At 70.2% G+C, this 20,464-nt stretch carries 20 protein-coding genes; 11 read left to right on the forward strand and 9 right to left on the reverse strand.

Annotated elements, in window-relative coordinates; genetic code table 11:
• The 4 genes from VET29_RS28815 to VET29_RS28830 all read right to left on the reverse strand — a co-directional run.
• Positions 1 to 1,349: ATP-binding cassette domain-containing protein (locus tag VET29_RS28815; RefSeq protein WP_414636643.1), on the reverse strand; the 1,349-nt coding region annotated here is incomplete at its 3' end.
• Between the two features lie 49 nt (positions 1,350 to 1,398).
• Positions 1,399 to 3,072: an ABC transporter substrate-binding protein gene (locus tag VET29_RS28820; RefSeq protein WP_324926130.1), complete on the reverse strand. Its 1,674-nt coding sequence runs from the start codon at positions 3,070 to 3,072 to the stop codon at positions 1,399 to 1,401.
• A gap of 11 nt (positions 3,073 to 3,083) precedes the next feature.
• Entirely contained in the window at positions 3,084 to 4,079 is a 996-nt protein-coding gene (locus tag VET29_RS28825) for an ABC transporter permease (protein WP_324926134.1), read from the reverse strand.
• The gene (locus VET29_RS28830; protein ID WP_324926139.1) at positions 4,079 to 4,972 is read right to left on the reverse strand and encodes an ABC transporter permease; all 894 of its coding nucleotides are present in this window, start codon (positions 4,970 to 4,972) and stop codon (positions 4,079 to 4,081) included. Before VET29_RS28830 ends, VET29_RS28825 begins: the two co-directional genes overlap by 1 nt.
• A 433-nt stretch (positions 4,973 to 5,405) precedes the next feature.
• Between VET29_RS28830 and VET29_RS28835 the strand changes: the two genes are divergently transcribed.
• From VET29_RS28835 to VET29_RS28860, 6 genes are all read left to right on the forward strand, one after another.
• On the forward strand, positions 5,406 to 5,606 hold the full coding sequence (locus VET29_RS28835) for a hypothetical protein (RefSeq protein ID WP_324926143.1): 201 nt from the start codon (positions 5,406 to 5,408) through the stop codon (positions 5,604 to 5,606).
• 116 nt (positions 5,607 to 5,722) lie between these two features.
• Positions 5,723 to 6,076 (forward strand): DNA polymerase ligase N-terminal domain-containing protein, encoded by a 354-nt coding sequence (locus VET29_RS28840; protein ID WP_324926147.1) that lies wholly within the window; start codon positions 5,723 to 5,725, stop codon positions 6,074 to 6,076.
• 51 nt (positions 6,077 to 6,127) lie between these two features.
• A complete protein-coding gene (locus tag VET29_RS28845) occupies positions 6,128 to 7,267 on the forward strand; it encodes an epoxide hydrolase (protein WP_324926150.1) in 1,140 nt (379 codons plus the stop codon).
• A gap of 58 nt (positions 7,268 to 7,325) precedes the next feature.
• Positions 7,326 to 7,667 (forward strand): metalloregulator ArsR/SmtB family transcription factor, encoded by a 342-nt coding sequence (locus VET29_RS28850; protein ID WP_324926153.1) that lies wholly within the window; start codon positions 7,326 to 7,328, stop codon positions 7,665 to 7,667.
• Positions 7,664 to 8,170 carry an SRPBCC domain-containing protein gene (locus VET29_RS28855; RefSeq protein WP_324926155.1) on the forward strand — a complete coding sequence of 169 codons (507 nt, stop codon included), beginning with the start codon at positions 7,664 to 7,666 and terminating at the stop codon, positions 8,168 to 8,170. The genes VET29_RS28850 and VET29_RS28855 overlap by 4 nt, the downstream gene beginning before the upstream one ends.
• A 6-nt stretch (positions 8,171 to 8,176) precedes the next feature.
• Complete coding sequence (locus tag VET29_RS28860) at positions 8,177 to 8,758, forward strand: dihydrofolate reductase family protein (protein WP_324926157.1); 582 nt, start codon at positions 8,177 to 8,179, stop codon at positions 8,756 to 8,758.
• Between the two features lie 12 nt (positions 8,759 to 8,770).
• Here the strand turns inward: VET29_RS28860 and VET29_RS28865 are convergent, their stop codons facing one another.
• Together VET29_RS28865 and VET29_RS28870 are read right to left on the reverse strand one after the other, a co-directional pair.
• The gene (locus tag VET29_RS28865) at positions 8,771 to 10,252 is read right to left on the reverse strand and encodes an MFS transporter (RefSeq protein ID WP_324926159.1); all 1,482 of its coding nucleotides are present in this window, start codon (positions 10,250 to 10,252) and stop codon (positions 8,771 to 8,773) included.
• A gap of 7 nt (positions 10,253 to 10,259) precedes the next feature.
• Positions 10,260 to 11,156: an ABC transporter substrate-binding protein gene (locus tag VET29_RS28870; protein WP_324926161.1), complete on the reverse strand. Its 897-nt coding sequence runs from the start codon at positions 11,154 to 11,156 to the stop codon at positions 10,260 to 10,262.
• Positions 11,157 to 11,326: 170 nt separating this feature from the next.
• Here VET29_RS28870 and VET29_RS28875 point away from each other — a divergent pair, with 170 nt between their 5' ends.
• The 4 genes from VET29_RS28875 to VET29_RS28890 are packed head-to-tail and all read left to right on the forward strand — an operon-like array spanning position 11,327 to position 16,474.
• Positions 11,327 to 12,940, forward strand: coding sequence for an ABC transporter substrate-binding protein (locus tag VET29_RS28875; protein WP_324926163.1), 1,614 nt, complete (start codon positions 11,327 to 11,329; stop codon positions 12,938 to 12,940).
• An 8-nt stretch (positions 12,941 to 12,948) separates the two neighbouring features.
• Complete coding sequence (locus VET29_RS28880; RefSeq protein WP_324926165.1) at positions 12,949 to 14,010, forward strand: ABC transporter permease; 1,062 nt, start codon at positions 12,949 to 12,951, stop codon at positions 14,008 to 14,010.
• Entirely contained in the window at positions 14,007 to 14,867 is an 861-nt protein-coding gene (locus VET29_RS28885; protein WP_324926167.1) for an ABC transporter permease, read from the forward strand. Before VET29_RS28880 ends, VET29_RS28885 begins: the two co-directional genes overlap by 4 nt.
• Positions 14,864 to 16,474 carry an ABC transporter ATP-binding protein gene (locus tag VET29_RS28890; protein ID WP_324926169.1) on the forward strand — a complete coding sequence of 537 codons (1,611 nt, stop codon included), beginning with the start codon at positions 14,864 to 14,866 and terminating at the stop codon, positions 16,472 to 16,474. Before VET29_RS28885 ends, VET29_RS28890 begins: the two co-directional genes overlap by 4 nt.
• Before the next feature lie 2 nt (positions 16,475 to 16,476).
• On the opposite strand, the gene VET29_RS28895 is transcribed toward VET29_RS28890, so the two are convergent.
• The 3 genes from VET29_RS28895 to VET29_RS28905 all read right to left on the reverse strand — a co-directional run bounded on the left by VET29_RS28895 (position 16,477) and on the right by VET29_RS28905 (position 18,455).
• Entirely contained in the window at positions 16,477 to 16,920 is a 444-nt protein-coding gene (locus VET29_RS28895) for a hypothetical protein (protein WP_324926171.1), read from the reverse strand.
• A gap of 95 nt (positions 16,921 to 17,015) precedes the next feature.
• Positions 17,016 to 17,369 (reverse strand): transposase, encoded by a 354-nt coding sequence (locus VET29_RS28900; protein WP_324926173.1) that lies wholly within the window; start codon positions 17,367 to 17,369, stop codon positions 17,016 to 17,018.
• Between the two features lie 420 nt (positions 17,370 to 17,789).
• On the reverse strand, positions 17,790 to 18,455 hold the full coding sequence (locus tag VET29_RS28905) for a fasciclin domain-containing protein (protein ID WP_324926175.1): 666 nt from the start codon (positions 18,453 to 18,455) through the stop codon (positions 17,790 to 17,792).
• Between the two features lie 224 nt (positions 18,456 to 18,679).
• On the opposite strand from VET29_RS28905, the gene VET29_RS28910 reads away from it, so the two are divergent.
• The gene (locus tag VET29_RS28910; protein ID WP_324926177.1) at positions 18,680 to 20,455 is read left to right on the forward strand and encodes a cytochrome c biogenesis protein DipZ; all 1,776 of its coding nucleotides are present in this window, start codon (positions 18,680 to 18,682) and stop codon (positions 20,453 to 20,455) included.
• Positions 20,456 to 20,464 lie beyond the last annotated feature (9 nt).

The raw sequence follows: 20,464 nt of genomic DNA on the forward strand, positions 1-20,464 counted from the left end.
CGCAGGTTCGCCGGCAGGGTGACCATCTCGAGCAGCTGGTCGACCCGTTCGGTCACGCCGGCGCCGCTCAGTGTCCGATGTAGACGGATGGGCTCCGCGATGCTGGCGGCCACGGTGGCGCGCGGGTTGAGCGAGGACAGCGGATCCTGGAACACCATGCCGATCCGGCGACGCACCAGCCGGCCGGCGCGTCGCCCGGCACGATGGATGTCGGTGCCGCCCACCCGGACCACGCCGTGTTCCGGGGTGATCAGGCCGGTGACGGCGCCAGCGACGGTGCTCTTGCCGGAACCGGACTCGCCGACGAGCCCGAGGATCTCGCCGGGTTCGACGTGCAGGCCGACGCCGTCGGCGGCGCGGATGGTGATGCGCCGGAACCGGCCGCGATAGGTCACCGACAGGTTCTCCACGTGCAGCACGGGGTCCACGGCGGCCGTGTCCGGCACGGAACCGTCCGCGGGATGGCCCGCCGCCGCGAGGTGGTTGTCGGAGTCCTGCCGGAGCTCGCCCCGCAGTGCCTGCGCCACCCCGTGTGCCGCGGCGTCACCGAGGGAGACGACCGCGCCGAGCAGCTGCTTCGTGTAGTCCTCGCGGGGCGCGGTGAAGATGGTCGTGACGTCGCCCTGCTCGACCACCTGCCCGTCGCGCATCACCACGACCCGGTCGGCGATGTCGGCGACGACACCCATGTCGTGGGTGATCAGCAGGATGGCGGTGCCGAGCTGCCTGCGCAGGTCGCGGAGCAGCTCCAGGATCTCGGCCTGCACGGTCACGTCGAGCGCGGTGGTCGGCTCGTCGGCGACCAGCAGGACCGGGTCGTTGGCGATGGCCATCGCGATGACCACCCGTTGCAGCTGTCCGCCGGACAGCTCGTGCGGGTAGGACCGCAGCCGCCGCGTGGGCTCCGGAAGCCGCACCAGGTCGAGCAGCTCGACCGCCTTCCGCCGTGCCGCGGCGGCGGTGACGTCCTGGTGCGTGCGGACGGCCTCGACAAGCTGTGCGCCGATGGTCAGCACCGGGTTCAGCGCGCTCATCGGCTCCTGGAAGATCATGCCGATGTCGTTGCCCCGCACGGCCCGCAGCTCCGCCCGGCTCAGCGTGTACAGGTCCCGCCCGTGCAGGCCGGCGCGGCCGGTGACGGTCGCGCTGCTCGGCAGCAGGCCGAGCAGCGACATCGCGGTGACCGTCTTGCCGGCGCCGGACTCGCCGACCACGGCCAGCACCTCGCCGGCGGCCACCGCGTAGCTGACGTCCTGTGCGGCGGGCACACCGCCGGTGGAGAACGTGATCGTGACGTTCTCCACCGACAGCAGTGTCTCGCTCACGACCGGCTCACAACCGCTCCGCATGGGCGAAGGGCGGTGTTCGTCCGGTCCTGGTGGCCATGGTTCGCTCCGCTCACCGGGACAACCCGACCAGCCGGTAGTCCTGGTAGGCGGGGAACTCGCCGATCACGAAGTTGACCACCCTGGACCCGCGCAGGAACGAGTTGCGGGTGTAGATCAGCGGCACGACAGGGGAGTCCTCGAGGATCTTCCTGTCGATCGCGGCCCACTTCCTCCCGGCGTCGTCCGCGTCGACCGTGCTCTGTGCCTCCTCGATGAGCTGGTCGACCTCCGGGTTGTCGTAGCGTGCGGTGTTGAAGCCGCCGCCGCCGATCTCGGAGGAGGCGAACAGCGGCTGCAGGTTGGCGTTCGGGCTCGGGAAGTCCGGCTGCCACGAGGTGAGCGTCAGGTCGTAGGTCGGGTTGGGGTTGGTGGTGACCTCCGCGTCGTAGGCGTCGCTGTCCAGCGAGCGGATGTCGACCTTGATGTTCGCCTTGGCCAGCGCGGCCTGGATGGCCTGCGCCTTCTCCGGGTAGTTGTTCTCGGTGCCGACCACGAGCTGCAGGCCCTCGAGACCGTTCGGGTGCCCGGCGTCGGCGAGCAGCTTCTTGGCCTTGTCGGGATCGCCGGTCGGCTTCGTCCTGTACAGGTCGAACTCCTCGCGGCCGCTGATGCCCGGGGTGATCAGCGTGGTGGCGATGTCGCCGGCGAGCTTCGCGTTGCCGGCCGAGGCGACCTGGTAGGCGCTCTTGTCCACCGCGTACTGGAACGCCTTGCGCACCTTGGGATCGGTGAGCGGGCCGCGCTGGGTGTTCAGCGCGAGGAACGCCAGGGCACCGGACTCCGACGTGACGAGCCGCAGCGCGGCCTTCGGGTCACCCTGCAGCTGTGCGAGCTGGGAGGGGGAGACGAACGACGCGCTGAACGCCGACCGGTCGTCGCCGGAGTCCTCGACGAGCCGCTGGGAGACGACCGTGGCGTCCTGGCCGAGCGAGAACACGATCTCGTCGGGCAGCCCGAGCCGCACGTCGTCGGTCTTCTTGTCCCAGTTGGGGTTGCGGGTGAGCTTGACCTGGACGCCCTTCTCGTAGGCGGCCACCTGGTAGGGCCCCGAGGTGACCGGGTGCTCGCCGTAGTCGGCCTCGGCGCCCTTCCCCTTCGGCACCGGGGCGAACGCGGGCGTGCTGACCACCCACGGCCAGTCGCCGTAGGGCCGGCTCAGGTGGAAGACGACGGTCTGGTCGTCCGGGGTCTCGATGGACTGCAGTTCCTTGCCCTCGAACGGTCCCTGGTACTCGGGGCCGCCGTCGAGCAGGGTCTTGTGGTAGCCGAGCCCGCCGCTGAACGCCGGGGCGAACGACCGCTCGACACCCCACTTGACGTCGGCGGAGGTGATCGGGGCGCCGTCGCTGAACTTCAGGCCGTCCTTGAGCTTGAACGTCCAGGTCCGGCCGTCGTCGCTCGCCTTCCCGGTGTCCGTGGCGAGGTCCGGCACCACGGTGGTCGGCTGTCCCTTCTCGACCTTCCACGTGGTGAGCCTGCGGTGCACCAGGCTGTTCGAGGTGATCGCGAGCCCCTGGCTCTTGGCGGGGTCGAACGGGAACGTGGTGTTGTCGGTCAGGATCGTCAGCGTGCCGCCTGGCTTGAGGTCCTGCCCCGCCGGTGTGGACGACGGCTCGTCGTTGGCGCCGCACGCGGCCAGCAGCAGTCCCACGCCGATCGCCGCGACCGCCTTTCCGAGATGCATCGTGTCTCCCCTTAGTTCAGGCGTACCCGCGGATCGAGTACGCCGTAGAGCACGTCGACGACGAAGTTCGCGACGACGATCAGGGCCGCGCCGAACAGCGTGCAGCCCAGCAGCAGTGGCAGGTCGACCGCGTGCACCGCGTCGACCATCAGTGAGCCCACGCCGGGCATGGCGAACACCCGCTCGGTGATCACGGCGCCGCCGAGCAGCCCGCCGAGGTCGATCCCGAACACGGTGACCACCGGCAGCAGCACGTTGCGCAGCGCGTGCCGCCTGACCACCCGCGCCTCGGTGAGCCCTTTCGCCCGTGCGGTGCGGATGTAGTCCTCACCGAGCACCTCGAGCATCTGGTTCCTGGTGAGCCGGGCGTAGAGCGCGCCGTGCAGGAAGGCCAGCACCAGCCACGGCAGGACCAGGTGCCAGGCCCAGTCCACCGGGCTGTCCGCGAGCTGGACGTAGCCGTGGGTCGGCACCATGTCGAGGGTGAAGCCGAGGACGAGGATGCCGATGAGACCGGTCAGGAACACCGGCGTCGACACCCCGGCCACCGCGCCGGCCATGGCGATCCGGTCGACCGGCCGTCCCGGCCGCAGCGCGGACAGCACGCCGACGCCGACGCCGGTCAGCAGCCAGATGATCGCCGCCCCGGCGGCGATCGACGCGGTCACCGGCAGCCGGCTCAGGATCAGGTGGAGGGTCTCCTCGTTCTGCTGGAACGAGTAGCCGAAACACGGTGCGGGGCAGTGGATCGCGGTCACTCCGCTGCCGAACGTCCGGCCGGCGAAGATGCCGCTCAGGAAGCTCAGGAACTGCTGGTACCACGGCTGGTCGAGCTGCATGAAGCTCTTCGCCGTGGCCAGCGACTCGGGGCTGCACGGGCGTCCGCACGACATCCTGGCGGGATCGGACGGCAGCAGGTAGAACACCACGAACGTGACCAGCGCGATGATCAGCAGCACCACCACCATGCCGGCCAGCCGGCCGAGGACGAACCGGGCGATTCCCACTACGCCTTCGCCTTTCCTCTCGGGTTCGCCTTCGGGTCCAGCGCGTCGGCGAGACCGTCGCCGAGCAGGTTGAACGCGCAGGTGGAGAGGAACAGGAACAGGCCGGGGAAGATCAGGAACATCGGGTCGGTCTGGATCCAGCCGACCGCGTCGCTGATCGACCGCCCCCAGCTCGCCGTCGGTGGCGGGATACCGACCCCGAGGAACGACAGCGCGGCCTCGATGCCGATTCGCTCCGGAATGGACAGTGTGGCCACGACGATGATCGGCGCCCACAGGTTGGGCAGCAGCTCGGTGGTGAAGACGTGCCACGGTCCGGCGCCCATCACGCGGGCGGCGGCGACGAAGTTCCGCTTGCGCAGTGTGAGGGTCTGCGCGCGCACGATGCGGGCGACCTTCGGCCAGCCGAAGAAACCGAGCACCACGATCAGCAGCAGCGGCCGTGGGATGCTCGCCGGCGCGACCGCGCCGAGCGCGATCATGAACACCAGGTAGGGGAACCCGAAGATGACATCGCTCGTCCAGCGCACCGTCCGGTCCCACCAGCCACCGAGATAACCCGCGCTGGCGCCCAGGAGCACACCGATCAGCATCGCCAGCGCGGTCGCGGCGAGGCCGATCAGGAACGAGGTCCGAGCGCCGTACACGACGATCGCGAACAGGTCCCGCCCGGTGAGCGGTTCGACCCCGAACCAGTGGTCGCCGCCGACGCCGCCCAGCGGACCGGCCGGCAGACCGGTGTCGGCCAGGGCGTCGTTGTGATAGGTGTACGGGTCCTGCCCCTCGATGGCGGTGAGCACCGGCGCCGCGACCGCGACGAGCACCAGCACGGCGATCGTGACGGCCCCGGCGAACGCCCACCGGTCGGCGCGCACCGCGCGCCACACCGCCACCGGCAACGACCGCGTGACGGTTGGACTGTTCAGCTCGTTCAGCCTTACACCACCATCAGATCAGTGACCCAGCCCACGGTGTGGACCTGGTATCGAGGCGAGACAAGGGAGTCGGGTCCGGGCAGGGACGCTCGCGCCCGCCGGCGGCCGACGTGTACGCGGTGCGCGATTTTCTACCCGAGCCACGGGCGGCAGCGTCACACCACCGGATCCCCCGGTCAAGCGCCGGAAGCGCGATCTCAGGACGTGGAACGGCCGCTCGCCGTACGTGATGGCCCTGGTGATGGTTCCGTCATGTGGGAAACGGCTTCGTCGCGTGGACTTGCCGGGGGAACACCGCTGAACTGTCCCGCATGGCAGGCCGTGGTGTCGACGTGGTGGTGGTCGGTGGGGGCGCGATGGGCTCCGCGGCCGCACGCAACTGGCGGCTGCCATGAGCACGCGACGTGCTCGCGTGTTCGCCTGGCTCGGCCGGAGGCTGGCCGGGTTCGGCGCGGCACTGGCCGCCGTACCGGATCCGCAGGGCCAGTTTCCCGCCGTGCCACTGCTGTGGCACCTGCCCGAGAAGCCGCAGGTGCCGGACCAGGCGGACGGACCACCGCCCGGCCACCCCGAGAAGCGGGTCACGCCCTAGCCTCACCGTCCACTGAGGACGCTTACCGCACCGCACCGCACCGCACCGCGGCGTGGCTCGTGGCGGCGCAGCGCCCGCCGCGGCGATAAGCTCGTGTCGGACGACGGAGGGCGGCGATGGCGGTGGGTGCACGGCCGGCGTTCGTGCTGCACGAGCACCACCGGCCGCGGCACCACTTCGATCTCCGTCTCGAGGAGAACGGGGTGCTGCGCTCCTGGGCGGTCCCACGCGGCCTGCCGGCCGGCGCGGGCGAGAACCGCCTCGCGATCGCGGTGCCCGACCACGACCTGGACCACCTGACCTACACCGACGAGCACAAGGAGATCGCCGACATCGGCTGGTGGGAGGAACACGACCGCACGGACCGCCGGATCCTCCTCACGCTGCACGGCAGGCAGGGATCGGTGCGGTACGCGCTCATCCACACCGGCCCCGACTGGCTCCTGCGCCGCACGACCGAACAGCCGTGACCGGACGTCGCCGCACCGCGGCCGGCCGTCGGCTGTGGGAGTGTTGGCGACATGGTCGAGGCGAGACGGTGGACGGTCCCGGTGGACGACGCGGCGGTGGACGACCTTCGTGCGCGGCTCCGGCACACCCGGTGGCCCGATGAGATCAACGACGGCTCGTGGGGTTGGGGCGTGGCCGCCGGCTACCTGCGTGAGCTGGTGACCGCGTGGGTCGCGTTCGACTGGCACGGCCGGGTGCGTGAGCTGAACGGCGTGGCGCACTACCTCGCCGACATCGACGGGCACCAGGTGCACTTCATCCATCTGTCGGCGCAGGAGGCGGGCGCGGCCAGGGTGCCGCTGCTGCTGTTGCACGGCTGGCCCGGGTCCTTCGTGGAGATGCTCTCGCTGGCGCCGCACCTGCGGGACGCCGCGCGGGCGCGTGGTCTCGCCGTCGACCTCGTGATCCCCTCGCTGCCCGGCTTCGGGTTCTCGTCCCGGCCCGGTGCGCCCGGCACGTCGCCGGAGGTGGCGGCCGGGCTGTTCCACCGCCTGATGACCGGGCTCGGCTACGAGCGGTACGGCGTCCAGGGCGGCGACATCGGCGCCGGCATCGCCGTCCGGATGGCGTTGCGGGAGCCCGAATCGGTGATTGGCGTCCACGTCAACTACGCGTCGTTCGGGGTGGAGAGGTCCTGGCCGGAACCGGACGACGGTCCCGGGGCCGCCTACGACCGCAGGCGGGAGCAGTGGGCGAAGGAGGAAGGCGCCTACGCCCACGTCCATGCCACGCGTCCGCAGACCCTGGGTTACGCACTGACCGACTCGCCCGTGGGACTGGCCGCCTGGATCGTCGAGAAGTTCCACGCCTGGACCGACCGCGGGACGAGTGGCGACGTCCCGCCCGTGGCACTGGACGAGCTGCTGATGAACCTGTCGATCTACTGGTTCACCGGGACCATCACCTCGTCCATGCGGATGTACAAGGAAAGCTCGGCCGATCCGCTGGTGCTGTCCGAGCGCAGGCGGATCCAGGTGCCGACGGGGGTGGCCGCCTTCCCGCACGAGCTGCCGATCCAGCCCCGGGAACGCATCGAGCGCGTCGCGAACCTCGTGCGCTGGACCGACATGCCGCGTGGCGGGCACTTCGCCGCGCTGGAGGCGCCCGAGCTGCTCGGTGCGGACGTGGCCGCCTTCTTCGCCGAACTCTGACCGCGAGGTACGCGGCGGACTTGCCAAGGTGATCGGGCCGAGACTAACGTACAACCACATGGTTGTACTTCGAGATGAGAGTGAGGAGTCGCTCAACCAGCTCTTCCGTGCCCTGGCCGACGGCACGCGCCGCGACATCCTCGAACGGTCGCTCACTGGGACGCCGTCGGTGTCCGAGCTCGCCGCGTGCTACGACATGAGCTTCGCCGCAGTGCAGAAGCACGTGGCCGTGCTCGAGCGGGCGGGCCTCGTGCGCAAGCGTGCCAACGGCCGCGAGCAACTGGTCTCGACCGACCGCGTGCGGCTCCAGCGCGCCGGTGAGCTCCTCGACCACTACGAGTCCATCTGGCGCCAGCGGGTGGCACAGCTCGACGACGTTCTTCTACCGAAAGAAAAATGACGATGCCGGTTACCTCTGTCACCAAGGACCCCGAGACGCTCACGCTCACCCTCGTGGCCGACTTTCCCGTTCCGCGGCAACGCCTGTGGGAGGCCTGGGCCGACCCGCGGCAGCTCGAGCGCTTCTGGGGGCCGCCCTTCGCGCCCGCCACCTTCACGCATCACGACTTCAGGGTCGGGGGCCGTGCCGAGTACTTCCTGACCGGACCGAACGGCGAGAAGTGGGCCGGCTCCTGGAAGTTCACCGCGGTGAACCCCATCGACTCGTTCGAGGCCTACGACGGCGAGGACAACGCCGACGACGAGAACGGGCCGGTGTCGATGACGTTCGCCTTCGACGACACGCCGACGGGCTCGCGCATGACCAGTGTGACCCGGTTCGCGAGCGTCGAAGCCATGGAGCAGACGGTCCCGGGCATGGAAGAAGGGCTCCGCGCCGGGCTGCCCCAGCTCGACGCGCTGCTGGCAGAGCCAGGCACGGCCGCGGCGGACACACAGGACTGAGGCACGATGAGAAACCTCAAGATAATCGAGCACGTCTCACTCGACGGTGTGATCCAGCACTCCGCCGATGAGGACGACTTCCCCTACAGCGACTGGAGTGCGCCCTACCGGACCCCCGCCGGCCGGGACGCCGTCATGGCCGCGCACGGCGAGAGCTTCGACCTGCTGCTCGGCCGTCGCACCTACGACATCTGGTCGGGCTTCTGGCCGACGGCGACGGCCAACCCGCTCGCGGACCGCATCAACGCGGCGAGGAAGTACGTCGTCACCCACCGTCAGGAAAGCCTGGGCTGGGGCCCGTCCGAGGGACTTGGACCGGACGTCGTCGAGGGCGTACGCCGCGTCAAGTCCCACGACGGCCCGGGCCTCGTCCTCACAGGTAGCTCCACCCTGACCTCGGCGGTGCTCGAACACGGGCTCGCGGACGAGGTCGTGCTGATCGTCTCGCCGATCCTGTTGGGCACGGGCAAACGCCTGTTCGCGCAGGGAACCCCGGCACAGTCGTTCGAGCTCACCGGCACGGCCGCGACCCCGTCCGGCGTGCTCCTCAACACCTACCGGGTGGCCGGTCCACTGAAGACCGCTTAGTTCGACGGGGCCTCACCGGGGGCCGGCTCGGACGGTCTCGGGCTGCGGGACCGGCGGCTGCCGCCGCAACCGGGTCTGGCGGTGCAGGTCGACGACCACGACGGTGATCGCCGCGGACAGGAACAGGCAGCTGGTCGTGGTGGCGAGGTCGAGTGCGTGGCGGTGCAGGAGGGCGGGGGCGTTGGTCAGCGTGTACCCGGCGCCGTAGATGGGGGAGTAGTAGGCCATCGAGGCGGTCGCGACGCCCATGCTGTTGCTGATGCGTTGGCCGAGCTGGCCGATGGCGCTCGCGGCGCTGCCCTGGGTGGCGGGGACGTCCATGAGCGTCATCGAATGGTTGGGGGAGACCACGAGGCCGCCGCCGAGGCCCCCTACAAGCTGCAACATCGGGATGCACGCCAACAGAACCGGTGTCGGGAGGCCGGTGTGCAGCATCGCCACCGTCCCCACCGTGCTGACCAGTACCAGCAGCATGCCAGTCCCGGTGAGCAGGCGGCCGAGACGCACCACGTGGCGGCCGCCGAGCCAGGCGCCCAGGACGGCGGTGGCCGACGACGGCAGCATGACCAGGCCGGCCAGGAACGGGCTTACCCCCAGGGCTTCCTGGAGGTACACGGTCAGCGCGAGTGCGACGCCCGGGCCGGCGGCGAACCAGGTCAGGGAGACGAGCACGCCGTTGCGGAACGACGGGATGCGCAGCAGGCCGGGATCGATGACGCCGGCGCGACCGGCCGTGACACGCCTGCGGCCGCGGGTCGCGAACAGCACCGCGAACCCGGCCGCCGGGACCAGCGAAAGCCAGCGGACCGCGACGTCGCCGGGACGCCCGGTGGTGAAGATGAACGGGGTCAGCAGCGCAACCAGTGCCAGGCTGCCGAAGGCCAGCCCGAGCACGTCGATGTCGGGCCGGCGGCGCTCGCCCTGGTCCCGGCCGACGGCCGGCAGCAGCGTGTGCGCCGCGACGACCAGCACGACGCCGACGGGCACGTTCAGCACGAACACGCCCCGCCAGCCGAACAGGGGCGCGGTGACGAGCAACCCGCCGAGACTGGGACCGAGCGCGGTGGCCAGGCTGACGCACATGCCGTAGACGCCGAACGCCCTACCGCGCTCCGCCTTGGAAAAGAGCTGCTGGACGATGCCCATCATCTGCGGCATGAGCAGGCCGGCCGCGACCCCGAGCAGGGCGCGGCCGGCGATGACCGGGCCCGCGGTGGGGGCGACGGCGCACAGCGCGCTGGCCGCCAGGTAGAGGTAGAGCCCCGCGTAGGTGAGCGTGAGCCGTCGTCCCGCGTCGCCGACGCGGCCGGCCGGGACCAGGGTGACGGCGAAGCAGACGACGTAGGCGGCCTGGATCAGCTGGATGCCGGCCGGACCGGGGTGCAGCGCGCGCTCGATCGACGGGACGGCGATGGACACCTTGTGGAGGTCCAGCAGGAGGAAGCCCGCGGTGCTGCCACACAGCAGCAGCACCGCGCGTCGGTTCACCGCCACGTGGTCGTCAGGCCTCCTGGAGGATCTTCGTGGCGTCGACGAGCCGGCCGAACTCGTTGTCCGAGTCGATCAGGCCCCAGCTGGCCACCCAGTCGAGCGTGCGGTTGAAGTGGTCCTCCGGGTACGGCCCGGGGTGGATGTAGCGCAGCCTGCCGAGCTTGAAGTCCTCCGGCACCAATTCGGCGACCGGCGCCGCCTGGGTGATGAAGTACTTCAGGTACGGCCGGATGTCCTCGTGGATCCTGTCGACGCCCCGCGTGACCGCCCGGTTGATCTTCGTGAACGTCTCGGCGTCGAGGCTGTCGTTCGCGACCTCCGCGCCGTAGTAGTGCGCCTCGGCGAGGACCTTGTAGCCCTGCTTCTCGGCCACGGTGATCCACGGCTCCATCACCGCGACGGCGTCGATGTCCCCGTCGCGCAGGGCCTCGAACCGCTCCTTGCCCTTGATGCCGACGAGGTTGATGTCCGCCCGCGGCAGGAAGCCCTCCAGCGTCTGGAGGACCAGGTAGTGCGAGCCGTGGTGGAAGTTGACGCCCACCCGCACGCCGGCGAGGTCGCCGGGGATGTTGTACGGCGAGTCGGGCCGGACGATGATCGCCTGGCTGGCCACCGCGGCGCGGCGGGCCACCACCTTGCCGTTCACCTGGCTGTCCTGCGAGCGGCGCAGCTGACCCCACTCGCACGCGTTGTAGAGCTGTGACGCGCCGGCCTCGAACAGCTTGAAGCTGGAGAACGACGAGACGTTGCGTGGGTCCTCGATGAACCGGAGCTCCGTCTCCTCGGCGGGCCTGCGGCGGATGAGCTCGACGTCGAGCCCCTCCGCGGAGAAGTAGCCCTCTTCCTCGGCCACGTAGTAGGGCAGGTAGAAGACGGCGCTGGTCGCCTCGATCTTGATCTTGGACATGAGTGACCTCGTGGCACATTAGAAGTTATACGACGATCACCTTGGATTCTAAGCAAGTTCTAACAGGCTCTCGTATAACTTTCACATAGTGGGAAGGGGTCCCATAACGCTCTCTACGGGCTTACGTTCCAAACGCACGTCGGTCTTCGGACGAGAGTGAGTCACCAACGATGAAGCGCCATTCCCACCACGCGACCGGTCGGACCCGGCTGTCCAGACGCGTCGCGGCACTCCTCGCCGTGGCCGGCCTCGCGCTGTCGGGCTGCGCCGCCGCCGGTGGCACCGAGGGGTCGAGCGGCAGCACTCCGGTCAGGGGCGGTGTTCTGAAGTACCGCGCGGCGGGCGGCGGCAAGTCGTTCGACCCCGCCACGACGACCGGCTACGGCCTCGCGGTGCCCGTGCGCGGCCTGGTCGACTCGCTCGTGTTCAACAACCTGGACGGGACGTTCGCGCCGTGGCTCGCCACCAGGTGGACGGTCAACGACAACGCCACCCGGTTCGACTTCACGCTGCGGGACGGTGTGACGTTCAGCGACGGCGAGAAGCTCGACGCCACCGCGGTCGCGGCCAGCTACCAGGCTCTACGCGACGGTGGCGCCAAGTACGCCGTCGCCAACCAGTGGATCGGCGCGCTCAGGTCGATCAACACACCCGACGAGCACACCGTGGTGTTCGACTTCGCCAAGCCGAACTCCTCGTTCCTGCAGTCGGCGTCCAGCACGGTGCTCGGCATCGTGGCGCCCGCCACGGCCAAGCTGCCGTTCGAGAAGCGCCAGGAAGGCATGGGGATCATCGGCTCCGGTCCGTTCGTCGCGGCCGAGAGCAGGGGCGAGGAGGGCTACACGCTCGTCCGCCGCAAGGACTACGCCTGGGCGCCGGCCCCCGCGAAGAACCAGGGCCCCGCGTACCTGGACAAGATCGAGGTCCACAACATCCAGGACAACAGCATCGCCGCGGCCGAGCTGCGCTCCGGCGGCCTGGACCTGCTGCACAACACCGAACCCGCGGACAAGACCGAGTTCGCCAGCAGCACCGAGATCACCATCCGGCGCGAACCTCTGCCCGGCTCGGCACTCGGGTTCGCCGCCAACATCGAACAACCCGGCCTCGACGACGTGAACGTGCGCCGCGCGCTCGCCCTGGCGATCGACCGCGACGCGGTGCTCAGGCGGGCCTCGGCCATCGACATCCTGCCCAGGAGCGCCTACACCGCGAGCAACCCGTACTTCACCGACCAGTCCGGCAAGATCAGGACGGACGTGCGGCAGGCGACCAGACTGCTGGACCAGGCGGGCTGGCGACCTGGCCCGGACGGCGTTCGCACCAAGAACGGCAATCGGCTGTCCTTCACCCTCGTCTACAGCCCGTCGACCATCTCGCACGAGCCGAACATCGCGGTGGTGCAGGCGCAGTGGAAGAAGATCGGCATCGAGCTGAACTTCGGCAGCCTCACCCAGGCCGAGCTGAACCAGCGCCTCCAGTCCGGTGACTACTCGTTCTCCTGGGGCTCCGGCACCCGGCCCGACGCCGACGTGCTGCGCTCCACCTACGGCGGGCTCGACCCGGAGCTGGACGCGGTGTTCGCGGCGATCCTCGCCGAGCCGGACATCGCCAAACGCAAGGTGCTGGCCGCCAAGGCATCGGGGATCGTGCTGGACAAGGCGTACTACATCCCGCTCTACGACTTCATCCAGCCGCTCGCGTACCGCGACAGCACCCACCTGCCGCTGTTCGAGGCCACCCACATCCCGTGGCTCGGCGACGCCTGGGTCGACAAGAAGTGAGTCGCGAAGTGACCCACACCGTGACCCACACCATGACCCGCGCGGAGACCCGCCAGGACGCACGGGCGCGAGCCGCGGAGAGCGGTGCGCGTGGCCTCGCCAGGCTCGCCGCGGGCAAGCTCGCACGTGCCGTCGTCGTGATCCTCGCCGCGTACTCCGCGTCGTTCTTCCTGCTGTTCGTGCTGCCGGGCGACGCCGTGCTGGCCCGCATCGGCACCACCGACACCATCGGCTCGGCCGACGTCTCCGACCTGAACCTGGACCTGCTCCGCGACCAGGTCGGCCTGTCCGGCAGCCTGTGGACGCAGTACCTCGACGGGCTGTCCGGCCTGGTGCGCGGCGACCTCGGCCACTCGCTGATCACCGAGCAGCCGGTCACCACGATGCTGGGCGAGGTGCTGCCGAACACCGTCACGCTGGCGGCCGTGTCACTGGCCGTCTCGGTGCCGCTCGGCTTCCTGGTCGCGGTGCTCGCGGTCCTCCCGCGTACCCGGTGGATCCGGTCGCTGGCGTCGCTGTTGCCGTCCGCCTACGTGAGCCTGCCGGTGTTCTGGGTCGGCATCCTGTTCGTCTACTTCTTCGCCATCACGCTGGGCTGGTTCCCGTCCAGCGGCAGCCAGGGCGCCGCGTCGCTGGTGCTGCCCGCCACGGTGCTGGCGTTGCTCGGGGCGGCGCAGTTCGCCCAGGTGCTGATCAGCAGCCTGCGCACCGAGCTGGGCGCCACGTACGCGGCGGTCACCGCGCCGGCGAAGGGCGCTGGCCGCTTCCACACCCTGCTGCGGCACTGCCTGCGCAACGCGTCGTTCCCGTTCCTGGCGGTGTTCGGGCTGCGGATCGGGCAGCTGCTCGGCGGCACGGTGGTCGTCGAGATGGTGTTCTCCCGTGTCGGACTCGGCCGGCTGATGGTCGACTCGGTGAAGGCCGTCGACCTGACCGTCGTGCTCGGCATCGTCGTGGTGCTGGCCGCGGTGTACGTCGTGATCAACATCGTGGTCGACCTCGGCTACGTGCTGCTCGACCCGCGCCTGCGCCGCCGGCCGGCCGCCGTCGCCCAGGAGCCCGGGGCATGACCGGCACCCTCGCGACGGTCGACCCCGTCGTCGTGACCGAGCGCCCGGCCGCGCCCCGGCGCGGGCGGCGGATCCGTGAGCTGCACGTCCAGCTGGCGCTGCTGGCCCTCCTGGTGCTCGTCGCGGTCTTCCCCGGTCTGGTCACCTGGCACGACCCGTACGAGCTGGACGGGCTGCCGTTCAGCCCGCCGGGCGGCGACTTCTGGTTCGGCACCGACGAGATCGGCCGTGACCTGTTCTCCCGGGTGGTGCACGGACTGCAGATCTCGCTGTTCTCGTCGCTGCTCGCCATCGGCGTCGCGCTGGCGGGCGGGCTGGTGATCGGCGTGCTGTCCGGGCTGCGGCCCGGCGGCCTGCTCGACCGCGTGCTGGGGGTGCTCTCCGAGGCGGTCATGGCCATCCCGGCCGTCCTGCTCGCCCTCGCGGTGATCACCACCTACGGGCGCGGCGCGTTCGTCGCGGCCGTCGCCATCGGCATCGGCGAGGCCACCGGGTTCGCCCGGCTCATCCGTGGCTGCGTGATCCAGGCCGGCACGCTGACCTACGTCGAGGCGGCCCGCACCTGCGGCGCGGGCCCGCTGCGCGTGATCACCCGGCACGTCATCCCGAGCATCTACCACCCGGTGCTGTCCTACACCGCGCTCCACTTCGGACTGGCGATGCTCGCCATCGGCTCGCTGTCCTACCTCGGCTTCGGCGAGGCGCCGCCGTCCGCGGAGTGGGGTGTGCTGATCGCCAGCGGGCAGAAGTACCTGTCCCACGCCTGGTGGGTCGCCATCATCCCGGGCCTGGCCCTGACCGCCGTCGTGATCCTGCTCAGCCGTATCGCCTACCTGCTCCAGGAGGACCGGGCATGACACCGCTGCTGCGGGTCAGCGACCTGACCGTCACCTACCAGCGCCGCGACGGGGCCGGCACCGCGCTGGCGTCCGCGAGCCTCGAGATTCCCCGGGGCGAGGTGACCGCGGTGATCGGCGAGTCCGGCTCCGGCAAGAGCACCCTTGCCCACGCCATCGTGCGCCTGTTGCCACGCAACGGGAACATCGCCTCGGGCGCGATCGAGCTCGCCGGCGAGGACGTGCTGCTGCGCAAGGACAAGGAGTTCCGCCCGTTGCGTGGCCGGCGGATCGGGTTCGTCCCACAGGACCCGCTCGGCGCGCTCAACCCGACCAGGACCGTCGGCGCGCAGCTGCGCGAGGCGTTCAGGCTCGCCCACTCACCGCTCTCGCCCGCGGCGGTCGACGAACGGATCCGCCAGGACCTGCGTGACGTCGGGTTCGCCGAGCCGGATGTGCTGCTGGCACGGTACCCGCACGAGCTGTCCGGCGGCATGCGGCAGCGCGTGCTCGTGACCATCGCGTTCTCGCAGCGGCCCGCCCTGGTCATCGCCGACGAGCCGACCAGCGCCCTGGACGTGCTGGTCGGCCAGGAGGTCATGCGCGCGATCCACGGCGCCCGTGCCCGGCACGACACCACGGTCGTGCTCATCACCCACGACCTGGCACTGGCCAGCCGCAACGCCCGGCACGTCGTGGTACTGGAACGCGGGCACGTGGTGGAGACCGGCCCGATCGACGAGGTGTTCACCGAACCGCGGCACGCCTACACCCGTGCGCTGCTCGCCAGCTCGGCGCGGCTGGCGGGCGGCCGGGTGCTCAGCATCGCCGAGACCCACGTACGCAAGGCCCCGCCCCCGGCCGCCGACCCGGACGCGCCGCCGGTGGTCGAGCTGGTGTCGGTCGCGAAGCGGTTCGGCACGGCCAGGCGCGGCACGCAGGCCGTCGACGACGTGTCCCTCACCGTGCGGCGCGGCACGACGTTCGCACTGGTGGGGGAGTCCGGCTCGGGCAAGACCACCACCAGCAGGCTGATCCTGGGCCTCGAACGCCCCGACCGCGGCACCGTGCGGGTGCTCGGCCAGGACGTGGGCGCGCTGCGCCGGACCGGGACGCGGCAGCTGCGCCGCGACATGCAGGTGGTGTACCAGAGCCCGTTCGAGTCGCTGAACCCCTGGCTGTCGTTGGGGGGCATCATCGGCGAGCCACTGGACGCCTACCGGATCGGCACCCGCGCACAGCGGCACGAACGGGTCCGCGAGCTGCTCGACCTGGTGCGCCTGCCGCGGACCTATGTGGACCGCCGGCCGCGGGAGCTGTCCGGCGGCCAGCGGCAGCGGGTGGCCATCGCCAGGGCGCTGGCACTGCACCCGAAGCTCCTGGTCCTCGACGAACCGGTGTCCGCCCTGGACGCCACGGTCCAGGCCAGGATCCTGGCGCTGCTCGCCGACCTCCAGCGCGAGCTCGGCCTGACCTACTTCCTGGTGACCCACGACCTCGCGGTGGTGGCCGACGTCGCCCAGCACGTGGCGGTCATGCGGGCCGGTCGCATCGTCGAGCACGGCCCGGCGGCCGACGTGGTGCTGACCCCGCGTGACGACTACACGCGGGCGCTGCTGGCCGTCTGAGATCAGGCGCTGACCGCCGCCGGGACGACTGCGCGGATGTCGACGTCCAGCACGGTCGACACCGCCGGCAGCACGCGGCAGCCCGCCCGGTACTGCTCGAGCAGGAGGTCCACGTCCGGCTCGGCCAGCCCGTCGACCATGACCTCGACCAGCACCCGGCCCGCCTTGAGCCGGTTGCGGGGGTAGCGCGACGTACGGGCCCGGACATGCACGGCACGGGTGTCCGGGTTGTCCACGTCGGGGTCACCGCCGGAGCTCACCACGTTGAGGAGGTTCACGACCAGCGCGGAGACCAGCAGGTCCAGCGGACCGGGTGCCCTACCCGGCCCGCCGGACGCCACCGACCCGTCCGCGAGCAGCTCGAACGCCGGGCCCCGCACGGCGAACCGGCCGTGGACATCGGTGGTGCAGCCGGTGAGCGCGCTGATGTAGTCGTATCCGGTCATGTGGTCTCCAACAGGCATGAGTTCGGCACGTCAAGTGTGCGCCACACACCGACCGGTGGGAGTGCCGTACCGCCATCTGGACACTGTGGACGAGCTCACCGCTTTGCCAGCTCCGCGGCGAAGATCGCGGACGCCTTCTTCAGCACCTCGATCTCCTCGCGCATCCCGTCGATGCGCTCGTTCGCGGTCGCCAGCTCCGCCTCCAGTTCGGCGATGCGGGCGAGCAGCCGTTCCCGGGGCGCCTGCCGCAACCGGGCGGCGTCGTCGGCGCTGAACATGCCGTCGTCCAGCCGCTTCACCCAGATCCGCAGCGACTGCTCACCGACGTCGAACTCCTCGGCCACCTCACGCAGGATCGACCGGTTGCCCGGCTCGGCCTGGCGGCGCTCGACGACCCGGCGGACAGCGGCGTTGCGCACCTCGTCGCTGTACTTCCGCTCGAACGCCATGTCCGCCCTTCCGCCATCACCGTCTCGACACAGCGTAACGACTGGCCACGGGCTCCTGCCCGCGACAGCCGGGATCGGGTGGGTGACGGCCGGTTGCCCGGCGAGGGTCGGCCCACCAGCCGGGCCGGAAGAAAGTTTTCACAGAACCGTCGGAAGATGTCGAGAGTCAACTCGGCGTGAGGCGGCAGGGCACAGCCATCGCGGGCAGAAGAGATGCAGGAGCGTGGGCCTTGTTCACCTGCCAGGCCTGGGGGTCGCCCGGCGGGATGGGCACCACGCCCCTGCACCTAGGGGTATCGCGAAACCGCGGCGAGCGTTACTCGACCCTCGTGGGTCGGTTGTGGACGGTGTCCGGGTGGGACCGGACAGTGTTCGATGTGGCGCCCACCAGGCTGATGGGCGCCACACCGAGGGTTCGCGTCAGCTCGTCGGCATGAGGACCGAGTCGATCAGGTAGACGGTGGCGTTCGCGGTGTGCACGCCGCCGCAGATGACGTTGGCGTCGTTGACCTTCAGGTTGTCACCCGAGCCGGTGACGTTGACCATGCCCTTCTCGACGGTCGCGTGCTCGCCACCGATCGCGTCCGGGGCCAGCTGGCCGGGGACCACGTGGTAGGTCAGGATCTTGGTGAGCAGCGCGCTGTCGGTCTTCAGCTTGTCGATGGTCGCCGCGTCGATCTTGGCGAAGGCGTCGTCGACCGGCGCGAAGACGGTGAACTCGCTGCCGTTGAGGGTGTCGACGAGGTTGACCTGCGGGTTGAGCTGGCCGGACACGGCCTGCACGAGGGTCTTGAGCAGCGGGTTGTTGCTGGCGGCGACCGCGACCGGGTCGGCTGCCATGCCCGCGACCGAACCGGCGCCGCTCGGCACCTGCTGCGCGTAGCCGGCGCAGCCGGGGCCGACCAGGTCGGCGGCGGGGTCGGCCATGGCCCCGCTGTCCGAAGAGGACTCGGTGGTCATCTGCTTGGTGGTCGCGGAGCCCGTGTCGTTGGAGGCTCCTTGTTCGGAGCCGCTGCACGCGGCGCCGAAGAACGCGATGAACGCGACACCGATGGCAAGCGTGCCGCGACGGATGTTCCGCTTCATGACAGGTATTTCTCCTCGTTCGATCTACGGATGGCCCAGCGTCGGGGGCCGCAATCACCCCGTGTTCGGAGGAGCCGCGGCGGCCGGATGGGTGCCGTCTCCGGTCGTTACCTGTCCGTTATCTCGCGGGGTTTTCCGTGTACGGAAACCAATCCGCGCACGGCCGTGGCGGCGAACCACCTCACGAACCGAAGTGGATCGTCGAGAAACCCTGTGAGGACACCGTGCTGACACTCGCGTTGATCGGGCTCATCGGCGGGTTGGTGACGGGGATATCGCCCTGCATCCTGCCGGTGCTGCCCGTCATCTTCTTCTCCGGCGCGCAGGCGGCCGACACCGGACAGGCTGGAACGACCGCGGCGCCGGCCGTCGCGGGGTCGGGTGGCGTGACGGTCGCCGAACGTGCCCCGGCCGCGCCGAAGGCGTCGCGTTCGCGTCCGTACCTGGTGATCGCCGGTCTGGTCGTGAGCTTCACGCTGGTGACCCTGTTCGGCTCGCTGCTCCTGTCCGTTCTCGGTCTGCCGCAGGACGTTCTGCGTTGGGCGGGCCTGGTCGTGCTGGTGCTGATCGGCGTCGGCCTGATCGTGCCGCGGTTCGAGCACCTGCTGGAGAAGCCGTTCTCCTGGCTGCCGCAACGCAGTCCGGACGCCGCCAAGGGCGGCTTCCCGCTCGGTCTCGCGCTCGGCGCGGTCTATGTTCCTTGTGCGGGACCGGTTCTCGCGGCGATCACCGTCGCGGGGTCGACCGGGCAGATCGGCCTCGACACCGTCGTGCTCACGCTGAGCTTCGCGGTCGGCGCCGCCATTCCGTTGCTGGTCTTCGCCCTCGCCGGCCGCCGGGTCGCCGAGCGGGTCAGGGCGTTTCGCAAGCGGCAGCGCGGCATCCGCCTCACCGCGGGCGTCGTGATGATCGCGCTCGCCGTCGGCCTCGTGTTCAACCTCCCGCAACTGCTCCAGCGCGCCATCCCCGACTACACCGGCGGCCTGCAGGACCAGGTCAACAACTCGAAGCAGGTGCAGGAGGCGCTCAACCTCGGCGGCATCGAGAACGACCAGAACAAGAACCTCGACAAGTGCACCAATGGCGCCGACACGCTCGAGGCCTGCGGCACCGCGCCCGACCTCCGGGGCATCCAGGGCTGGCTCAACACCCCGAACGGCGCCCCGGTCGACCTTCGGGCCCTGCGGGGCAAGGTCGTGCTGCTCGACTTCTGGGCGTACTCCTGCATCAACTGCCAGCGCTCCATCCCGCACGTCGTCGCCTGGGACAAGGCCTACCGCGACGCCGGTCTGGAGGTCATCGGCATCCACTCGCCGGAGTACGCGTTCGAGAAGGAACCCGGCAACGTGGCGTCGGCCGCCGCCAAGTTCGGCATGACCTACCCGGTCGCGCTCGACAACAACCTGGGCACCTGGACGAACTACCGCAACCGGTACTGGCCGGCGCACTACCTCATCGACGCCAACGGCACCGTGCGGCACATCAAGTTCGGCGAGGGCGACTACGACGGCACCGAGAAGCTCGTCCGTGAGCTCCTCCGCGACACGGACCCGAACGTGAAGCTGCCCAGGGCCACCGACACCGCCGACGACACCCCGAACACCACCGACATCACCCGCGAGACCTTCCTCGGCTCCACCAAACGCGTGAACTACGCGGGGAAGGGCACCTACTCGGCGGGAGACCGGTCCTTCACGTTCCCGGACAAGCAGGCCAGGGACACCTTCGCTCTCGACGGCGCGTGGACGCTCACGTCCCAGAGCATCACCCCCACCGCCGACCAGGGTCTCCTCCGCCTGAACTACCGGGCGAAGGAGGTCCGCATGGTCCTCTCCGGCAACGGCACCGTCACCTACCGGATCGGTGACCGGACCAGGACCATCCACGTCACCGGCACCCCTGACTCCTACCAGCTCGTGTCCACAAAGGACATCGAGGCGGGCACCGTCATCGTCACGGTGAGCAGGGGTGTCCAGGCTTACTCGTTCACCTTCGGCTGAGAGGCAGAA

The sequence above is a fragment of the Actinophytocola sp. genome, from assembly GCF_035634895.1.
Lineage (GTDB): Bacteria > Actinomycetota > Actinomycetes > Mycobacteriales > Pseudonocardiaceae > Actinophytocola.

Bases quoted from the DNA above. Each gene is read 5' to 3' on its own strand.
- VET29_RS28820 (WP_324926130.1), bottom strand. From the start codon at position 3,072: ATGCATCTCGGAAAGGCGGTCGCGGCGATCGGCGTGGGACTGCTGCTG.
- VET29_RS28835 (WP_324926143.1), top strand. From the start codon at position 5,406: ATGAGCACGCGACGTGCTCGCGTGTTCGCCTGGCTCGGCCGGAGGCTG.
- VET29_RS28840 (WP_324926147.1), top strand. From the start codon at position 5,723: ATGGCGGTGGGTGCACGGCCGGCGTTCGTGCTGCACGAGCACCACCGG.
- VET29_RS28845 (WP_324926150.1), top strand. From the start codon at position 6,128: ATGGTCGAGGCGAGACGGTGGACGGTCCCGGTGGACGACGCGGCGGTG.
- VET29_RS28850 (WP_324926153.1), top strand. From the start codon at position 7,326: ATGGTTGTACTTCGAGATGAGAGTGAGGAGTCGCTCAACCAGCTCTTC.
- VET29_RS28855 (WP_324926155.1), top strand. From the start codon at position 7,664: ATGACGATGCCGGTTACCTCTGTCACCAAGGACCCCGAGACGCTCACG.
- VET29_RS28860 (WP_324926157.1), top strand. From the start codon at position 8,177: ATGAGAAACCTCAAGATAATCGAGCACGTCTCACTCGACGGTGTGATC.
- VET29_RS28870 (WP_324926161.1), bottom strand. From the start codon at position 11,156: ATGTCCAAGATCAAGATCGAGGCGACCAGCGCCGTCTTCTACCTGCCC.
- VET29_RS28875 (WP_324926163.1), top strand. From the start codon at position 11,327: ATGAAGCGCCATTCCCACCACGCGACCGGTCGGACCCGGCTGTCCAGA.
- VET29_RS28885 (WP_324926167.1), top strand. From the start codon at position 14,007: ATGACCGGCACCCTCGCGACGGTCGACCCCGTCGTCGTGACCGAGCGC.
- VET29_RS28890 (WP_324926169.1), top strand. From the start codon at position 14,864: ATGACACCGCTGCTGCGGGTCAGCGACCTGACCGTCACCTACCAGCGC.
- VET29_RS28895 (WP_324926171.1), bottom strand. From the start codon at position 16,920: ATGACCGGATACGACTACATCAGCGCGCTCACCGGCTGCACCACCGAT.
- VET29_RS28900 (WP_324926173.1), bottom strand. From the start codon at position 17,369: ATGGCGTTCGAGCGGAAGTACAGCGACGAGGTGCGCAACGCCGCTGTC.
- VET29_RS28905 (WP_324926175.1), bottom strand. From the start codon at position 18,455: ATGAAGCGGAACATCCGTCGCGGCACGCTTGCCATCGGTGTCGCGTTC.